The 15,561-nt window shown below is 67.0% G+C and carries 13 protein-coding genes; 10 read left to right on the top strand and 3 right to left on the bottom strand.

Annotated elements, in window-relative coordinates; translation table 11 throughout:
* Positions 1 to 25: 25 nt before the first annotated feature.
* Entirely contained in the window at positions 26 to 1,507 is a 1,482-nt protein-coding gene (locus AC07WS_RS07550; protein ID WP_494728443.1) for an efflux transporter outer membrane subunit, read from the top strand.
* Positions 1,508 to 1,543: 36 nt separating this feature from the next.
* On the opposite strand, the gene AC07WS_RS07545 is transcribed toward AC07WS_RS07550, so the two are convergent.
* Positions 1,544 to 2,464 (bottom strand): LysR family transcriptional regulator, encoded by a 921-nt coding sequence (locus AC07WS_RS07545; RefSeq protein WP_494728442.1) that lies wholly within the window; start codon positions 2,462 to 2,464, stop codon positions 1,544 to 1,546.
* A 100-nt stretch (positions 2,465 to 2,564) separates the two neighbouring features.
* Between AC07WS_RS07545 and AC07WS_RS07540 the strand changes: the two genes are divergently transcribed.
* The 7 genes from AC07WS_RS07540 to AC07WS_RS07510 all read left to right on the top strand — a co-directional run bounded on the left by AC07WS_RS07540 (position 2,565) and on the right by AC07WS_RS07510 (position 10,034).
* Positions 2,565 to 3,176 carry a short chain dehydrogenase gene (locus AC07WS_RS07540; RefSeq protein WP_494728441.1) on the top strand — a complete coding sequence of 204 codons (612 nt, stop codon included), beginning with the start codon at positions 2,565 to 2,567 and terminating at the stop codon, positions 3,174 to 3,176.
* The gene (locus AC07WS_RS07535; protein ID WP_494728440.1) at positions 3,173 to 3,772 is read left to right on the top strand and encodes a short chain dehydrogenase; all 600 of its coding nucleotides are present in this window, start codon (positions 3,173 to 3,175) and stop codon (positions 3,770 to 3,772) included. The genes AC07WS_RS07540 and AC07WS_RS07535 overlap by 4 nt, the downstream gene beginning before the upstream one ends.
* Before the next feature lie 54 nt (positions 3,773 to 3,826).
* Positions 3,827 to 5,527, top strand: a complete 1,701-nt coding sequence (locus AC07WS_RS07530) for a dipeptidyl-peptidase 3 family protein (protein WP_494728439.1) — start codon at positions 3,827 to 3,829, stop codon at positions 5,525 to 5,527.
* A gap of 143 nt (positions 5,528 to 5,670) precedes the next feature.
* Entirely contained in the window at positions 5,671 to 6,363 is a 693-nt protein-coding gene (locus AC07WS_RS07525) for a hypothetical protein (protein ID WP_494728438.1), read from the top strand.
* Positions 6,364 to 6,451: 88 nt separating this feature from the next.
* On the top strand, positions 6,452 to 7,162 hold the full coding sequence (locus tag AC07WS_RS07520) for a BON domain-containing protein (protein WP_494728437.1): 711 nt from the start codon (positions 6,452 to 6,454) through the stop codon (positions 7,160 to 7,162).
* 127 nt (positions 7,163 to 7,289) lie between these two features.
* On the top strand, positions 7,290 to 8,609 hold the full coding sequence (locus AC07WS_RS07515; protein ID WP_494728436.1) for an MFS transporter: 1,320 nt from the start codon (positions 7,290 to 7,292) through the stop codon (positions 8,607 to 8,609).
* Positions 8,610 to 8,915: 306 nt separating this feature from the next.
* Entirely contained in the window at positions 8,916 to 10,034 is a 1,119-nt protein-coding gene (locus tag AC07WS_RS07510; protein ID WP_494728435.1) for a trypsin-like serine protease, read from the top strand.
* A 78-nt stretch (positions 10,035 to 10,112) separates the two neighbouring features.
* Here the strand turns inward: AC07WS_RS07510 and AC07WS_RS07505 are convergent, their stop codons facing one another.
* Complete coding sequence (locus AC07WS_RS07505; protein ID WP_494728434.1) at positions 10,113 to 12,224, bottom strand: prolyl oligopeptidase family serine peptidase; 2,112 nt, start codon at positions 12,222 to 12,224, stop codon at positions 10,113 to 10,115.
* A 96-nt stretch (positions 12,225 to 12,320) separates the two neighbouring features.
* Between AC07WS_RS07505 and AC07WS_RS07500 the strand changes: the two genes are divergently transcribed.
* Positions 12,321 to 13,166, top strand: coding sequence for a PhzF family phenazine biosynthesis protein (locus AC07WS_RS07500; RefSeq protein ID WP_494728433.1), 846 nt, complete (start codon positions 12,321 to 12,323; stop codon positions 13,164 to 13,166).
* Here the strand turns inward: AC07WS_RS07500 and AC07WS_RS07495 are convergent.
* A complete protein-coding gene (locus AC07WS_RS07495) occupies positions 13,163 to 13,942 on the bottom strand; it encodes a substrate-binding periplasmic protein (RefSeq protein ID WP_494728432.1) in 780 nt (259 codons plus the stop codon). The two genes, AC07WS_RS07500 and AC07WS_RS07495, sit on opposite strands and share 4 nt — an antisense overlap.
* 88 nt (positions 13,943 to 14,030) lie before the next feature.
* Here AC07WS_RS07495 and AC07WS_RS07490 point away from each other — a divergent pair, with 88 nt between their 5' ends.
* Positions 14,031 to 15,560 (top strand): alpha/beta hydrolase family protein, encoded by a 1,530-nt coding sequence (locus tag AC07WS_RS07490; RefSeq protein ID WP_494728431.1) that lies wholly within the window; start codon positions 14,031 to 14,033, stop codon positions 15,558 to 15,560.
* Position 15,561: the final 1 nt, after the last annotated feature.

The raw sequence follows: 15,561 nt of genomic DNA, 5'->3' as shown, positions 1-15,561 counted from the left end.
ATCCAATTTTAAGTGAGGTAACACCATGTTGAATTCAGCTTTGAAGCGCCTGACGCTCGCTGTTTCCGTTACGCTGGCCGTCACCGGCTGCGCCACCGTCGGCAGCGATTTCGCCGCGCCGAAGAACGTCGCCGACGCGTCGTTCCGCCACCTGCCGCAAGCCGGCGCCAGCGAGGCGCACCTGCCCGCGCAGTGGTGGACCGTGTTCAACGACGACACGCTGAACCGCCTGGAACAGACCGCGCTGCGCGACAACCCGAGCGTGAAGGCCGCCGCCCAGCGGCTGGTGGTGGCGCTGGAGCAGGCCGGCCTGTCGCGCGCCAACCAGCAGCCGTCGCTGAGCGTGAGCACCTCGGTATCGAACTCGCGCACCTCGGCCGAGACTTCGCAGGGCCTGGCGCTGGGCGGCCGTTCGATCAAGGGCAACAACTACACGGTGGGCGCATCGCTGTCGTATGAAGTCGATCTGCTGGGCCGCGTGCGCCGTCTGGTGGAGGCGTCCGACGCCCAGGCGCTGGCCGCCGAGGCGGATCGCGACGGCGTGTTGTTGCTGCTGTCGTCGCAGCTGGCGACCAACTACTGGCAGCTGCGCGGCCTGGACGCCGAGATGGCGATCCTGAACGGCGCGCTCGACACCCGCCGCGAAACCGAGGAACTGGTGACGGCGCGCTTCAACGCCGGCCTGTCGAATGAGCTGGACGTGTCGCGCGCCCGCATCGAGCGCGCCAACGCGCAGGCCGACCTGCATGAAGTGCAGCGTCAGCGCAACCTGCTGGAACACAGCCTGGCGACGCTGGTCGGCGCCTCGCCGTCGGCGCTGCTGACGGCGCCGACGGCCAACGCCGCCGTGCTGCCGCAGCCGCCGGCGATCCCGGTCGGCCTGCCGGCCAGCCTGCTGGCGCAGCGTCCGGACCTGGCGGGCAGCGTGGCCAATCTGCGCGCGGCCAATGCGCAGATCGGCGTGGCCGAAGGCGCGTTCTATCCTTCGCTGTCGCTGACGTCGAACTTCGGCTACGCGTCGGAGAGCTTGAAGGAACTGGGCAAGGGTGGTTCGCGCCAGTTCAGCGTCGGCCCGCTGGCGCTGTCGTTGCCGATCTTCGACGGTGGCCGCAACAAGGCCAACCTCGCCATCTCCAAGGCGCGCTATGAAGAGGCGATCGCCAACCACGAGACCAAGCTGTTGACGGCGCTGCGCGAAGTGGAAGACGCGCTGTCCGACGTGCAGGAACGCCAGCTGCAGGGCGAGGTGCAATCGGCCTCGCAGGTGGCGGCGGCGCGCGGCTACCTGGTGGCGCGGGCGCGCTACGAGCGCGGCGTGTCGACCTACCTGGACGTGACCGACGCGCAGCGCAGCGCGCTGGCGGCCGACCGCGCCGCGGTGCAGATCAACACCCAGCGCCTGCTGGCGGCGGTGTCGGTGGCGCGCGCGCTGGGCGCCGGCTGGCAGCCGTCGGCGCAGCTGGCGACGGTGGCGCAGAACGGCGCGATCAAGCCGCTGGCGCAGTAAAGTGTTTTCCGCCCGGTGCAACGCCGGGCGTAGTCCTCACGCGGAAGAGACCAGCGGCAGTGTTGCCGCTGGTCCGAAGCGTTCCACCATGAAGTCGATGAATGTGGTCAGCTTGGGCGTGGCCAGACGGTCGCGCGGGTAGACCAGGTGCATGGGTCGGGCCGGCGGCAGATAGTCGCACAGCACCGGCTTCAATCGGCCGGCGGCGATGTCCTGCGCCAGCAGCACCTCCGCCTGCATCACGATGCCGAAATCCTTGAGCGCGGCCATGCGCAGCGCCTGTCCGCTGTTGGTGCGGAAGCGGCTGGGCGGCAGCGCGCGCTTGCCGCGCAGGTCGTGCACCGATTGCAGGCGCCAGCGCACGCCGACCGCGCCCACCATGAAATCCAGGCACTCGTGCCGCGCCAGATCGTCCGGCGTGCGCGGCGTGCCGTGCTTCTTCAGATAGGCCGGCGAGGCGCAGATCGCCATCCCGTAGTTGAACAGCGGCCGCGCGATCATGCCGGAATCGTCCAGGGTGCCGATGCGCACGGCGGCGTCGTAGCCTTCCTCCACCAGGTCGACCATGCGGTCGTTGAGGCTCAGGTCCACGCCCACCTCGGGGTGCAGGCGCAGGTAGTCGCTGATGGCGGGCGCCAGCCATTCGCTGCCGAAGGAGACCGGCGCGGTGATCCTGAGCCGTCCGCGCGGCACGCTGCGCATCGCCTCGGCGCCCGATTCTGCGGCCGCGATCTGCGCCAGGATGGCGCGGCATTGTTCGACGTACTGGGCGCCGATCTCGGTCAGGCTCTGGCGGCGCGTGGTGCGGGTCAGCAGGCGCGCGCCCAGCGTGGCTTCCAGATGCGCGATGTGCTTGCCGACCATGACCGGCGACAGCTGGAAGGCGCTGGCGGCGGCCGTGAAGTTGCCGGCGTCGACCACGGCGACGAAGATCTCCATGCTGCGCAGCTTGTCCATATGATTGCTAATCCTGAGTTAGTAATGTTCTTCATATTAGCTCATTTATTCCTTAGGCGTTGTGGACGATACTGGTGTTTTCACTCACTGGGAGAACAGCATGAAAGTAGTCGTCATCGGAGCGGCAGGCGCGGTCGGCAAGGCGGTGGCCGAGCAACTGGGGCAGCGGCACGAGATCGTCACGGTCGGCGCCAGCAGCGGGCAGTATCAGGCCGACATCGCCGACATCGCGCAGGTGCGCGCCTTGTTCGCGCAGATCGGCCGCGTGGACGCGGTGGTGGTGGCGGCCGGCTCGCTGCACTTCGCGCCGCTGGCCGAGTTCACGCCGGAGCAGTTCCACGTGGGCCTGAACAGCAAGTTGATGGGGCAGGTCAACGTGGCGCTGGTGGCGCGGGAATACCTGAACGACGGCGGTTCGATCACGCTCACCAGCGGCATCGTGGCCGATGAGCCGATCCGCAACGGCGTCAGCGCCACCATGGTCAATTCGGCGGTCGAGGGCTTTGTGCGGGCGGCGGCGATCGAGCTGCCGCGCGGCCTGCGCATCAACGCCGTCAGCCCGACCGTGCTGGAGGAATCGATGGGCAGCTATGGCCCGTTCTTCATCGGCTTCGAGCCGGTGCCTGCGCGCCGCGCGGCGCTGGCGTATGCGCGCAGCGTCGACGGCGCCCAGACCGGCCAGGTGTATCGCGCCTGGGGAGCGTCGGCATGAAGGTGATGGTGATCGGCGGCACCGGGACTATCGGCAGCGCCGTGGTCGAGCAGCTGGGGCGGCGGCACGAGGTGGTCGTGGTCGGCGCGCGCGGCGGGCAGCACCAGGTCGATATCGAAGACATGGCGCAGGTACGGGCTTTGTTCGGGAAGGTGGGGCGCGTCGATGCGGTGGTGGTGGCCGCGGGCGCGCTGCATGTGGGCTCGTTGGCGGAGCTCACGCCCGGGCATTTTCACGTGGGCTTGCGCGGCAAGTTGATGGGGCAGGTCAACGTGGCGCTGGCGGCGCAGGAGTTCCTCAACGACGGCGGTTCGATCACGCTGACCAGCGGCGTCGATACCGAGCAGCCGATACGCGGCGCGGTGGCGGCGTCCACCGCCAACGCGGCGGTGCAGGGCTTTGTGCGGGCGGCCGCGATCGAGCTGCCGCGCGGCTTGCGCATCAACGCGGTCAGTCCGACGGTGCTGCAGGAGTCCGTGCATCTGTTCGGCGAATTGTTCACCGGCTTCGAGCCGATCGCGGCCAGCCGCGCCGCGCTGTCCTACGCCCGCAGCGTGGACGGCGCGGAAACGGGACGGGTGTACCGGGCCTGGTAGGAGGAGGGCGATCCGTGTACTACAATGCGGATCTCACTCCACCACGAGGTTCGAATGAAAAAAATACTGCTTCCCCTGGCCATGGCTTTCGCCTGCGCTTCCGCTTACGCCGCGCCGGCCAGCCTGGCCGATCTGGACAAGATGACCAAGCGCTTCGCGCCGGTGGCCCTGACCGCCGATACCAGCCAGCTGTCCGCCGGCGACAAGCGGGCCATCGCCAAGTTGATCGAGGCCGCCAAGATCATCGACGTGCTGCAATTGCGCCAGCGCTGGTCCGGCAACGAGGCGTTGTGGGCCGCGCTGCAAAAGGATCAGACGCCGCTGGGTAAGGCGCGCCTGAACTACTTCTGGCTCAACAAAGGTCCGTGGTCGATCCTGGACGATCACCAGCGCTTCCTGCCTGCGGAACTGGGCGGCATCGCCATCCCGGAGAAGAAGCCCGAAGCCGGCAACTTCTATCCTGAAGGCGCGACCAAGCAGGCGTTGGAAAGCTGGATGAACACCTTGCCGGCGAAGGACAAGGAGCAGGCGCAGTGGTTCTTCACCACCATCCGCAAGAACGCGGCGGGCCAGTTCAGCGTCGTCAAATATTCGGACGAATACAAGCCGGAGCTGGAGAAGGCCGCCGCGCTGCTCAAGCAGGCCGCCGCCGATACCGACAACGCCTCGCTGAAGAAATTCCTGCAGCTGCGCGCCGACGCCTTCCTGAGCAACGACTACCTGGCCTCCGACTTCGCCTGGATGGACCTGGACGCGCCGGTCGACATCACCATCGGACCCTACGAGACCTACAACGACGAGCTGTTTGGCTACAAGGCCGCGTTCGAAGCCTACGTTAACATCCGCGACCAGAAGGAAACGCAGAAGCTGGACTTCTTCGCCAAGCATATGCAGGAGCTGGAAGACAATCTACCGCTGGACGCCAAGTACCGCAATCCGAAAGTGGGCGCGCTGGCGCCGATGGTGGTGGTCAACCAGGTCTACGGCGCGGGCGACGGCAACATGGGCGTGCAGACCGCCGCCTACAACCTGCCGAACGACGAGCGCATCATCAGCCAGCGCGGCTCCAAGCGCGTGATGTTGAAGAACGTGCAGCAGGCCAAATTCAAGTCCACGCTGACGCCGATCTCCAAGCTGGTGTTGAAGCCGGCCGACCAGAAGGACATCGATTTCGACTCCTTCTTCACGCACATCCTGGCGCATGAGATCACGCACGGCCTGGGCCCGCACATCACCAAGGCCAACGGCGCCGAATCGACGCCGCGCCAGGACCTGAAGGAAGCCTATTCGACCATCGAAGAAGCCAAGGCCGACATCACCGGCCTGTACGCGCTGGCCTACATGATGGACAAGGGCCAGCTGGCCGGCACGCTGGGGCAGGGCGCGGCCGCCGAGCGCAAGTTGTACACCACCTTCCTGGCGTCGGCGTTCCGCACGCTGCACTTCGGCCTGACCGACTCGCACGCGCGTGGCATGGCGATCCAGATGAACTACATCCTCGACAAGGGCGGCTTCATCTCGCATGGCGACGGCACCTTCGCGGTGGACTTCAAGAAGATCAAGCAGGCGGTGATCGACCTTGACCGCGAGTTCCTGACCATCGAGGCGACCGGCGACTACGCCCGCGCCAAGGACATGATGGCCAAGTACGTGGTGATCCGCCCCGACGTGCAGAAGGCGCTGGATAAAATGAAAACGGTGCCGAACGACATCCGCCCCGAATTCAAGACCGCCAACACCTTGCTGGGCAAGTAAGCCAGACGGGGACGGGGCCGCTGCCGGCCGCGTCCCCGTTTCAAAACTTTAATCATTCCACTTTTTCTACGTAGAAATAATCTGTTGTTGAACCTGCCTTAGAGCAATAAATATTGCCCATCGCGTGCTACAGTCTGATCACCATGATCAAGCGCGCCTTATTCCTGCTGCTCCTGTCGTCCGCCGGCCTGGCCTCTGCCGCCCAGTTGACCGATATGGAAACCCGCTGGCTCACAGCCGGTTCCGCCGTGCTGGCCTATGCCAAGCAGGAACTCAAGCTGCCGATCGACATCACCGTGCAGCCGCAGGCGCGCGCCACCGACGTGCCGCTGGCGCTGGGCTTCCAGGATGGCCGCTGCAAGCTGGTGTTGTCGATGCGCGGCAATCCCGGCGCCGAGGACATCCTGGCCGGCCTGCCGGCCGAACAACGTCCGCTGATGATCGAGGCCATGGTCGCCCACGAGATCGGCCACTGCTGGCGCTATGCGCAGGGTGCGTGGCATGCGCTGCCGGCCGGCTTCGAGCAGTCCGCGCAGGCGCCGGCGCAGGCGCAGGCGCAAGAGCAGGCCCAGGCGCTGCGCCTGACCCGCCGCGAGGAAGGCTTTGCCGACCTGGTCGCGCTGGCCTGGACCCAGCATCGCCATCCGCAAGACTACGCCGCAGTCGCCGCCTGGATGCGGCAGGTGCGCCAGCCTGCTGTAGCCGGCGCCGCCGGCTCGCACGGCACGTTGGCCTGGCTGCAACTGGCGCCCAGCGGCGCCGCCTTCGATCCCGCCCAGCCCCTGTTCGAACAAGCGGCCAGCCTGTGGCGCCAAGGCCTGTTGCGCGACGAATAAACATCCGCAACTCTGTACGTTCCCGCACAGAGCAGGGGCGCGGGGCGGCGTTTAATGTGTCCACCAACTACCACACAAGGGACACATCATGAACAAATTACTCTTCATCGTGCTGGCCGGCGCCGCCAGCGCCAGCTTCGCCGCCACCCCCAACAACGATTCCGTCGCCTACAAGGCGGCCACCAAGCAGGCCGAGATCGACTACAAGAGCGCCAAGGCGGCTTGCGACGCGCAATCGGGCACCGCCAAGGATATTTGCGTCGACCAGGCCAAGGTGGCCCGAGCCAACAGCGAAGCCACCGCCACCATGCAGTACAAGAACGATAAGCGTTCGGTGCAGAAGGCCCAGACTGAAGTGGCGGACGCCGACTACAACCTGGCCAAGGCCAAATGCGCGCCGCAGACCGGCGCCGACAAGGACAGCTGCCTGAACACCGCCAAGTCGATCCATGTGGCCGCCATCGAAGACGCCAAGGCCGGCAAGAAGATGGCCGACGTCGCCCAGACCGGCATCGATTGCAGCACCATGAGCGGTACCGACAAGGCGTCTTGCGAAACCAAGCAGAAGAGCGCAATGGCCAAGGACACCGTGGCCGACTCCGTGATCACGACCAAGGTCAAGACCGAGCTGCTGGCCGAACCCGCGCTCAAGTCGCTGGACGTGCACGTGGAAACCACCAACGGCACCGTCATGCTGAGCGGCTTCGTGCCGTCGCAGGCGGAGGTGGACAAGGCCGTCGATGTGGCCCGCAACGTCAAGGGCGTCAACAAGGTGCAGAGTTCGCTGCGCATCAAATAACCCCCCCCCGCTTGTCGCAGGGGACCGCCGCCGCGGTCCCTTTTTTTTTGCTTGCATTCATTATGGTCGTCATTTAAGATCGGAGCCTGCGCGCCGTCCGGGCGCGACCCACTACGCGAGGACTTGCATGTTCGCCTTACCATTTTCCCGCTGGCTGCAAGGACGCGGCCTGCACTTTTCGTGGGTGATCGTCGCCATCACCTTCCTCACCGGGCTCAGCTCGTCGGCCGCGCTGGGCTTGCCCGGCGCGCTGCTGCAACCGCTGTCCAGGGAATTCGGCTGGGATGTCGAGCAGATTTCGTCGGCGCTGGCGGTGCGCTTCGTGCTGTTCGGCCTGATGGGGCCGTTCGCGGCCATCCTGATGGAGCGTTTCGGCCTGCGCAACGTCGTCGTCACCGCGCTGACGCTGGTCGCCAGCGGCCTGGCCCTGGCCACGCAGATGCGGCACTTCTGGCAGCTGGTGCTGTTCTGGGGGATCATGCTGGGCGTCGGTTCCGGCATGACCGCGCTGGTGCTCAGCGCCGTCGTCTCGACCCGCTGGTTCGACACCCGCCGCGGCCTGGTGGTGGGCGTGCTCACGGCCAGCTCGGCCACCGGCCAGCTGGTCTTTCTGCCGGTCGGCGCCTGGCTGATCGAGCATTACGGCTGGCGCATGGCGGTGATCCCGGTGCTGTTGGCCTGCGCGCTGGTGGCGGTGCTGGTGTTGCTGCTGATGCGCAACCGTCCCGGCGAAGTGGGCCTGGCCCCGTACGGCGCGCCGGCCGATCCCCTGACGGGAATCGCGCCGGTGGCGCCGCCCGCCGCGCCGATGCGCGTCACCTTCGCCACGCCGTTCAAGGTGCTGGCGGAAGCGGCCCGCAACCGCGTGTTCTGGATACTTTTCGGCACCTTCTTCATCTGCGGTCTCAGCACAAACGGCCTGATCCAGACCCACTTCATTTCGCTGTGCGGCGACGCCGGCCTGTCGGCGGTGCCGGCCGCCTCGGTGCTGGCGATGATGGGCGCCTTCGACCTGGTCGGCACCATCGCCTCCGGCTGGCTGTCGGATCGCTACGACAACCGCAAGCTGCTGTTCATGTACTACGGCTTGCGCGGGCTGTCGCTGTTCTGGCTGCCGTACTCGGAATTCACGTTGTACGGGCTGTCGCTGTTCGCCATGTTCTACGGCCTGGACTGGATCGCCACCGTGCCGCCGACGGTGCGGCTGGCCGGCGCCGCCTTCGGCAAGGAAAAGGCCGGCATGGTGTTCGGCTGGGTGTTCGCCGGACACCAGCTGGGCGCGGCCGTGGCCGCGTACGGCGCCGGCCGGGTGCGCACCTTGATGATGACCTACAACCCGGCGCTGTTTGCCGCCGGCGCGGCCTGCCTGGTGGCGGCCGGCCTCATCCTGCTGATCCGCAAGCCGGCCGTGGCCGTCGCGGCGGTGGCGCCGGCCAAGGCCGCCTGAGGGCCGGGCGTCGGCCCATCGACGCCGGCATCCCGCGCAAAACATTGATCAGTGACAATAACACTAGATTAAGTTTCAACTACATACTGGCAAGCTCTGCAATATCTGTCACAAACCGTAACATTTATCAAGAAACTAGCGCAAAAATAAATATTGCAACAACAAGATTACTTCATAAAAAAACAATGTTATATTGCTTTTCAGACTACAGTCATCTGGGATGCACTTCGGTGATGATGGCTGCGGTTGCTATTCAGGGCCCTATAACTTTCTACAAGAAACCTAAAAAGTAAGGATAGTTTTTTTATGATTTTTCAAACCAAACAATTCAAACTGGCCGCTGTGGCCGCAGCTCTGCTGGCCGCCGGCGCGGCCCAGGCAACCGAACACCTGAACAATGACCTGGTCCATGCGGCCAAGGCGCTGGAGCCGCTGACCGGCAACACCTCGGCCGTGAGCAACTGGCGCTTCACCGCAGGCCAGAGCTTCAACGGCGTCGCTGGCGCACTCGATGGCGTTGCCCGCCTGAGCTTCAGCAATTCGGGTGGCAACTGGGCTTGTTCCGGTTCGCTGCTGGCAGGCGGCCAATACGTGGTGACCGCCGCGCACTGCGCCGACAACTTCAGCAAGATGACCGTGCAGTTCGGCTGGCAGGGCGGTACCGCCGCCGTGACGCGCAACGTCTCGGTCGGCAACGCCTACGTCAACAAGGCCTGGACCGGCGCGCTCGACACCGGCGCCGACATCGCGATCCTGAAACTGGACACCGCCGTCACCGGCATCAATGGCTATCACCTGAGCACGACCAACGACGTCGGCAAGGACTACCTGATGGCCGGCTATGGCACCACCCAGAACGCCAACAACAACAGCGCCACCAACTGGAACGACGGCGGCTACGGCCACTACGGCTTCAACACCTTCGACGTCGACAGCAAGTCCTTCAACAAGGCCGCCGGCGATGCAGGCGTCTACTCGTACGACCCGAACTACTACGCTCCAGGCACCACCTACATGAGCGATTTCGATGACGGCACCGATGAACACAACACGCTGGGCCGTCTGGCCCACGCGACCGGCGACAAGTGGAGCAGCAGCACCGGCCATGGCGCCAACGAAGCGCTGATCGCCGGCGGCGACTCGGGCGGCGGCGATTTCGTCTGGAACGGCAAGGAATGGCTGCTGTCGGGCGTGCACTCGTGGGGCTGGCAGGGTAGCGACGCCTGCCCGGACTTCGGTCTGGCCGGTTGCGACAGCGCCACCAAGAACCACTCCAGCTTTGGCGACCTGTCCGGTTCCACCGCGACCTTCTCGCACATCGCATGGATCAACTCGGTGACCGCCGTGCCTGAACCGGAAACCTACGCGATGATGATCGCCGGCCTGGCGCTGGTGGGCGTGGCCCGCCGCCGCAAGCAAGCGTAATTCCGCAAGCGTAAAAAAGCCCCGCCTGCCTTGTGCGCGATCGTGATCGCGTTCAGGCAGGCGGGGCTTTTTGTCGACCTACTTCAGATACCTGGCCAGCCAGCCGTGCACCTCGCTGTAGAAGTAGCGGCTGTTCTCGCCCTTCAGGATCCAGTGGTTCTCGTCCGGGAACACCAGCAGCTTGGCCGGCACGTTCAGGCGGTGCTGGGTCGCGTAGTTCATCAGCGCGTTGTTGGCCGGCACCCGGTAATCCAGTTCGCCCACCGAGATCAGGATGGGCGTGGTGAAGCCCGTGCCCTTGGCGTGGTTCCCGCCCTGCATCACCGGACTCTGCTCGCGCCACACGGCCTGATCGCCCCACACCGGGCCGCCGCTGTTGACCTCGCGGCCGTGGATGCTGTCGCTGCTGCCCCACTGCATCACCAGGTCCATCTCGCCGGCGTGCGACACGAAGGCCTTGTAGCGCGTGGTGGTGGCCTGCAGCCAGTTGGCCAGGTGGCCGCCGTAGCTGGCGCCGCCGGCCGCCAGGCGGCTGCCGTCGATGTAGCCGTACTTTTTGACCGCCTCGTCCACCGCCTCGTTGATCTCGTCGCCCGGCCCCTTGAGCGGATCGCCCTGGATGGCGCGCGCGAACTCCTCGCCGTAGCCGGTTGAACCCTTGTAGTCGGTCAGCAGCACCACGTAGCCCGGCTGCGCCAGCAGGTGGTAGTTCCAGCGGATCACGAACTGGTCGCGCCACATATTGGCCGCGCCGCCATGGATCACCGCGAACAGCGGATACTTTTTGGCCGGGTCGAAATTGGCCGGCTTGACGAGCATGTTGTGGATCATGCGGCCGTCGCTCGCCTTGAACCAGAAGTGTTCGGGCGCCTGCCAGTCGATGGCGGCCGCGCGCTCGGTGTTGAACGCGGTCAGGCGCCTGGGCGCGCCGTTGCCGAAGGCGTACACCTCGGGCGGGTTGACCGAAGATTCCCACACGCCCACCAAGGCCTTGCCGGCGGCCGCCAGCGCGCCGATGCTGCCGGTCGGCGGCGAGGCCTCGTCGCGCAGGCCGCCGCCGGCGTAGTCGATCGAATGCAGCTGCTCCAGGCCCGCGTGCTCGTAGCTGAACACGATGCGGCCGCTGCCGGCCGGCAGCGCGTAGCGCGAGATCGAGCGGTCCAGGCCGGCCGTCAGCAGCCTGGGCTCCGGCTGTGTCAGCGGCCAGGCGAAGCTGGCCAGGCGCGTCACGTCGTAGACCTTGCCTTCCTCCTCGGCCTGGGTCAGGCTGAACAGCGTCCTGCCGTCGGCGCTGAACTTCAGGCCGCTGTAGCTGTGCTTGTCCCGCGTCAGCTGCTGCGGTTCGCCGCCGGCCACCGGCACGCTGTAGATCTGCGTGTAGCCGGCCGCGCGCGCGGCCTCGTCGCGGTTGGTCGAGGCCGCGAACACCACGGCCTTGCCGTCCGGCGACCACAGCGCGTCGAGCGACTGGCCCTCGTCGCCCTGGCCGCCGCCGAAGCCCGGCAGCGCCGCCAGCCTGCTGCCGGCCAGCAGGTCGCGCGGCTTGGCGCCGGCCGCCGCGTCCATCACGAACAGCCGCACTTTTTTATCGTCGAGCCATTTGTCGAAGTAGCGCGGCGGGAAGGTCTCGTAGGCGCGCGCCGTGTACTTGCGGTCCTTGCGCTCCTTGGCGCTCTTCCTGACGTCGTCCTCGCCGGCGTCGCCGGGGTAGACGTCGCTGACGAACAGCAGCCGCGTGCCGTCCGGGCTGAACTTGGGCTGGCGCGCGCCCAGCGTCAGCGTGGTCAGGCGCTGCGCCTCGCCGCCGGCCGCCACGTCGATGCGGTACAGCTGGGCCGCGTCGTCGCCGTCGCGCTTGGCCACGAACACCAGCTGCCTGCTGTCCGGCGACCACACTGCGCCGCTCTCGCCGCCCTTGCTGAAGGTCAGGCGGCGCGCCGGGGTGTCGTCGGTCAGCGACTTGATCCACAGGTCCGACCATTGCTCCTTGCTGTCGTAGGCCGGATCGGTGACGGGAAACACGGCCCACTTGCCGTCGGGACTGGGCACCGGCGCGCCGACCCGCTTCATCAGCCACACGTCCTCGTGGGTGATCGCGTGCCGGGCGGCCGGCGCGTCGGCGGCATGGGCGCCGCCGGCCAGCGCGGCCGAAATCAATATGGCAAAAATGGAAAGTCGCGGTATAGTCATGGCGAGGTCGCTGCAAAGTCGGTGAAGCGCCGATAGTGACCAAATCTCCCATTGCTGTCAATCAAGTATCCATTCTCAACCGTGGAGTAGCCATCTATGCAGACCATCACCAAGATCCACAAAGTCGCCGCCTTCACCGCCGGCGAACAGGGCGGTAATCCGGCTGGCGTCATGATCCGTTCCGCATTGCCGGAGGAGTCCGCCATGCAGCGGATCGCCGCCGAGATGGGCTACTCCGAAACCGTGTTTGCCGCGCCCACCGGCGACGGCTGGCGCGTGCGCTATTTCTCGCCGGACGGCGAGGTGCCGTTCTGCGGCCACGCCACCATCGCGCTGGGCACGGTGCTGGCGCAGCAGAACGGCGACGGCATCTTCCCGCTGACCACCAACCACGCCCGCGTCACCGTCGAGGCGCAGAGCCGTGGCGGGCAGGGCAGCGCCGCATTGCAATCGCCGGCCACCGCCAGCGCGCCGGCCCCGGCCGCGCTGGTGACGGCCGCGCTGGCGCTGTTCGGCTACCGCCACGCCGACCTGGACGACCGCATCCCGCCGGCCATCGCCAACGGCGGCGCCAACCATCTGGTGCTGGCGCTGGCCAGCCGCGCGCGGCTGAGCGCGATGCGCTACCAGCTGGCCGACGGCCGCGACCTGATGCGCGGCCACGGCCTGGCCACGATCGCGCTGGTGCACGCGGAAACCCCGCAGCGCTTCCATGCGCGCAATCCGTTCGCCTCGGGCGGCGTGTATGAAGACCCGGCCACCGGCGCCGCGGCCGCCGCGCTGGGCGGCTATCTGCGCGACCTCGACTGGCCGCACGGCGGCGCCATCGACATCATCCAGGGCGAGGACATGGGCGCGCCCTGTCATTTGCGGGTGGAGATTTCCGGCCAGGCCGGCAGTTCGATCCGCGTCTCGGGCAGCGCCCGCATGCTGGGGGACTAGTCCCACTTCCTGAGCAGGCGGGCCAGCTCGCCTGTTCTTTCCATCTGCTCCAGCGCGCCGCGCACGCGCGCCACCACGGCCGGATCGACCTGCCGGCCCATCGCCATGTACAGCTGCGCGCTCGCCATCACCTGCGGCAGGATCCTGACCTTGCCGGTGGCGCCGGCGCTGGCGATCAGGCGCGCCAGTCCCGGCGCGCGGTGCATGAAGAAGCGGCCCCGGCCGGCTACCAGTTTTTGCACGTTCAAGGCCGGACTGGTGGCGCTGGCGTTGATCTGCAGGCCGCCCTGCGCGGCCAGGATGCCGGTGGCGGCGTGGCCGCGGTTGGCCAGCACCACGCCGTCCTTGCCGAGCTTGCGCACATCGTTCCAGTCGTGGATCGCCACCTCGTCGCCGGCGCGCGCCAGCAGCATGAACTGGATGGGAAACAGCGGCGGTTCGACGTACACATATTGCCGTTCGCGCTCGTCGGTGCGTTGCACGCCGCACAGCGCGTCGTGCTGCTGGACCGCCACCTCGTGATAGGCGCGGATCAGCGGCATCCACTGCTGGTCGCCGACGAAGACCAGGCCGGGGTCGATGCGTTCGATGGCGCGGAAGATGTCGACGCACAGGCCGACGATGCGGTCCTTGCCGGCCGCGATGAACTTCGGCTCCGTGCCTTCCTGCGCGGCCACCCGCAGCACCACCGGTTCGGCGCGCGCGGCCGGCGGCAGCAACAGCGCGGCCAGCAGCAGCGCGGCGCGTTGGAGGGGCTGGCGTACGGTCGGCGGCATCGGGGCTCCTGCGGCGGATTTAAAAATGATTATAGTTTAAACATTGTCTTATACTGAATGTTTCAACCCGAAAAATGAAAGCTTAACCGTGCGCAAACTGCTGACCATGATCTTGTGCTGTGCCGCGGGCCTGAGCCAGGCCGCGTCCAATTTCACCTTCGATGTCGCGCCGGGGCCGCATGCGGTCGGCTTGCGCGTGGTCGAGCAATACGATTATTCCCGCGCCTACCTGGGCCAGTACGACGTCGTCACCGGCAAGCCGGTCAGCGGCGAGACCGCGCGCCCGATGCAGACCGTGATCTGGTATCCGGCGCAGAAATCCGGCAAGCCCATCGTCTACGGCGACTACTACCGGCTGGCCGCCGGCGAGGAGAAGTTCGGCCTGGGCGAGGCGGCCGTGGCGGCCGACGTGGCGGCGCGCGTGAGCAGCGATGCCGGCGAGGCGGCGCATGTGCGCGAGGAGCTGGCGCGGCCGATGTGGGCGCTGCGCGACGCCAAGCCGGCCGCCGGCAAGTTCCCGGTGGTGGTCTACGCGCCCAGCTTCGGCGCCCACGCCTACGAGAACGCCGACCTGTGCGAGTACCTGGCCAGCCACGGCTACGTGGTCATCGCCAGCCCCAGCATGGGCGCGCACGGCCGCGCCATGACCGACGACCTCGAGGGCATCGAGGCGCAGGCCGGCGACATCGCCTTCCTGATCGGCTACGCCCACACCTTGCCGCAGGCGGACACGGGCCGCATCGCGGTGGCCGGCTACAGCTGGGGCGGCATCTCGAATGTGTTCGTGGCCGCGCGCGACAGCCGCGTCAAGGCCCTGGTCGCCCTGGACGGCTCGGTGCGCTACTGGCCGGAACGGGTGCGCGAGGCCGGCTATGTGCTGCCGACGCGCGTGACGGTGCCGCTGCTGTTCCTGGCGGCGCGCCCGCGCTCGCTGGAAGACCTGGCCCGGCGCGGCAAGCCCGTCACCAGCTTCCTCAACGAGCTGAAGTATTCCGACCTGTACACGGTGACCCTGCCGGCGATGGAACACTACGCCTTCGCCTCCGAGGCGCTGCGCTTCTATGTCGACGCGCCCTACAAGGACTACACGGCGGCCGAGGTGAGCCAGTCGCACGGCTGGATGGCGCGCTACACGCTGCAATTCCTCGACGCCTACCTGAAGCAGCAGGCGTCCGCCAAGGCCTTCCTGGCCGCGTCGCCCGCGCAGAACGGCGCGCCGCCCCATGCGCTGACGGTCGAGACCCATTTGTCGGAAGGCCCGGCGCCGACCATGCAGACGCTGGCGCACGAAGCGTCCAAGAGCGGATTCGCCGACCTGCAGGCTGTGTATGAAGGCATGCGCAAGCGCGACAGCAAATTCGAGGTCGGCGAGTCGGCCTTGAACAGCTGGGGCTACCAGCTGCTGCGCGGCGGCGACACCCAGGGCGCGCTCGCCGTGTTCAAGCTGGCGACGGTGCTGCACCCGGACAGCGGCAACGCCCACGACAGCCTGGCCGAAGCCTACGAGGCCGCGCGCGACAAGCCGCTGGCGATCCAGCACTACCAGCGCTCGCTGCAACTCGATCCCAAGAACAGCAATGCCGTCCGGCACCTGAAAACGCTGGGCGCGCCGCTGTAAG

The sequence above is a fragment of the Duganella sp. GW821-FHT01E12 genome (assembly GCF_059422325.1).
Note: the sequence above shows the minus strand (reverse complement) of the source record. Positions and strands in the feature narration are given on the sequence as shown.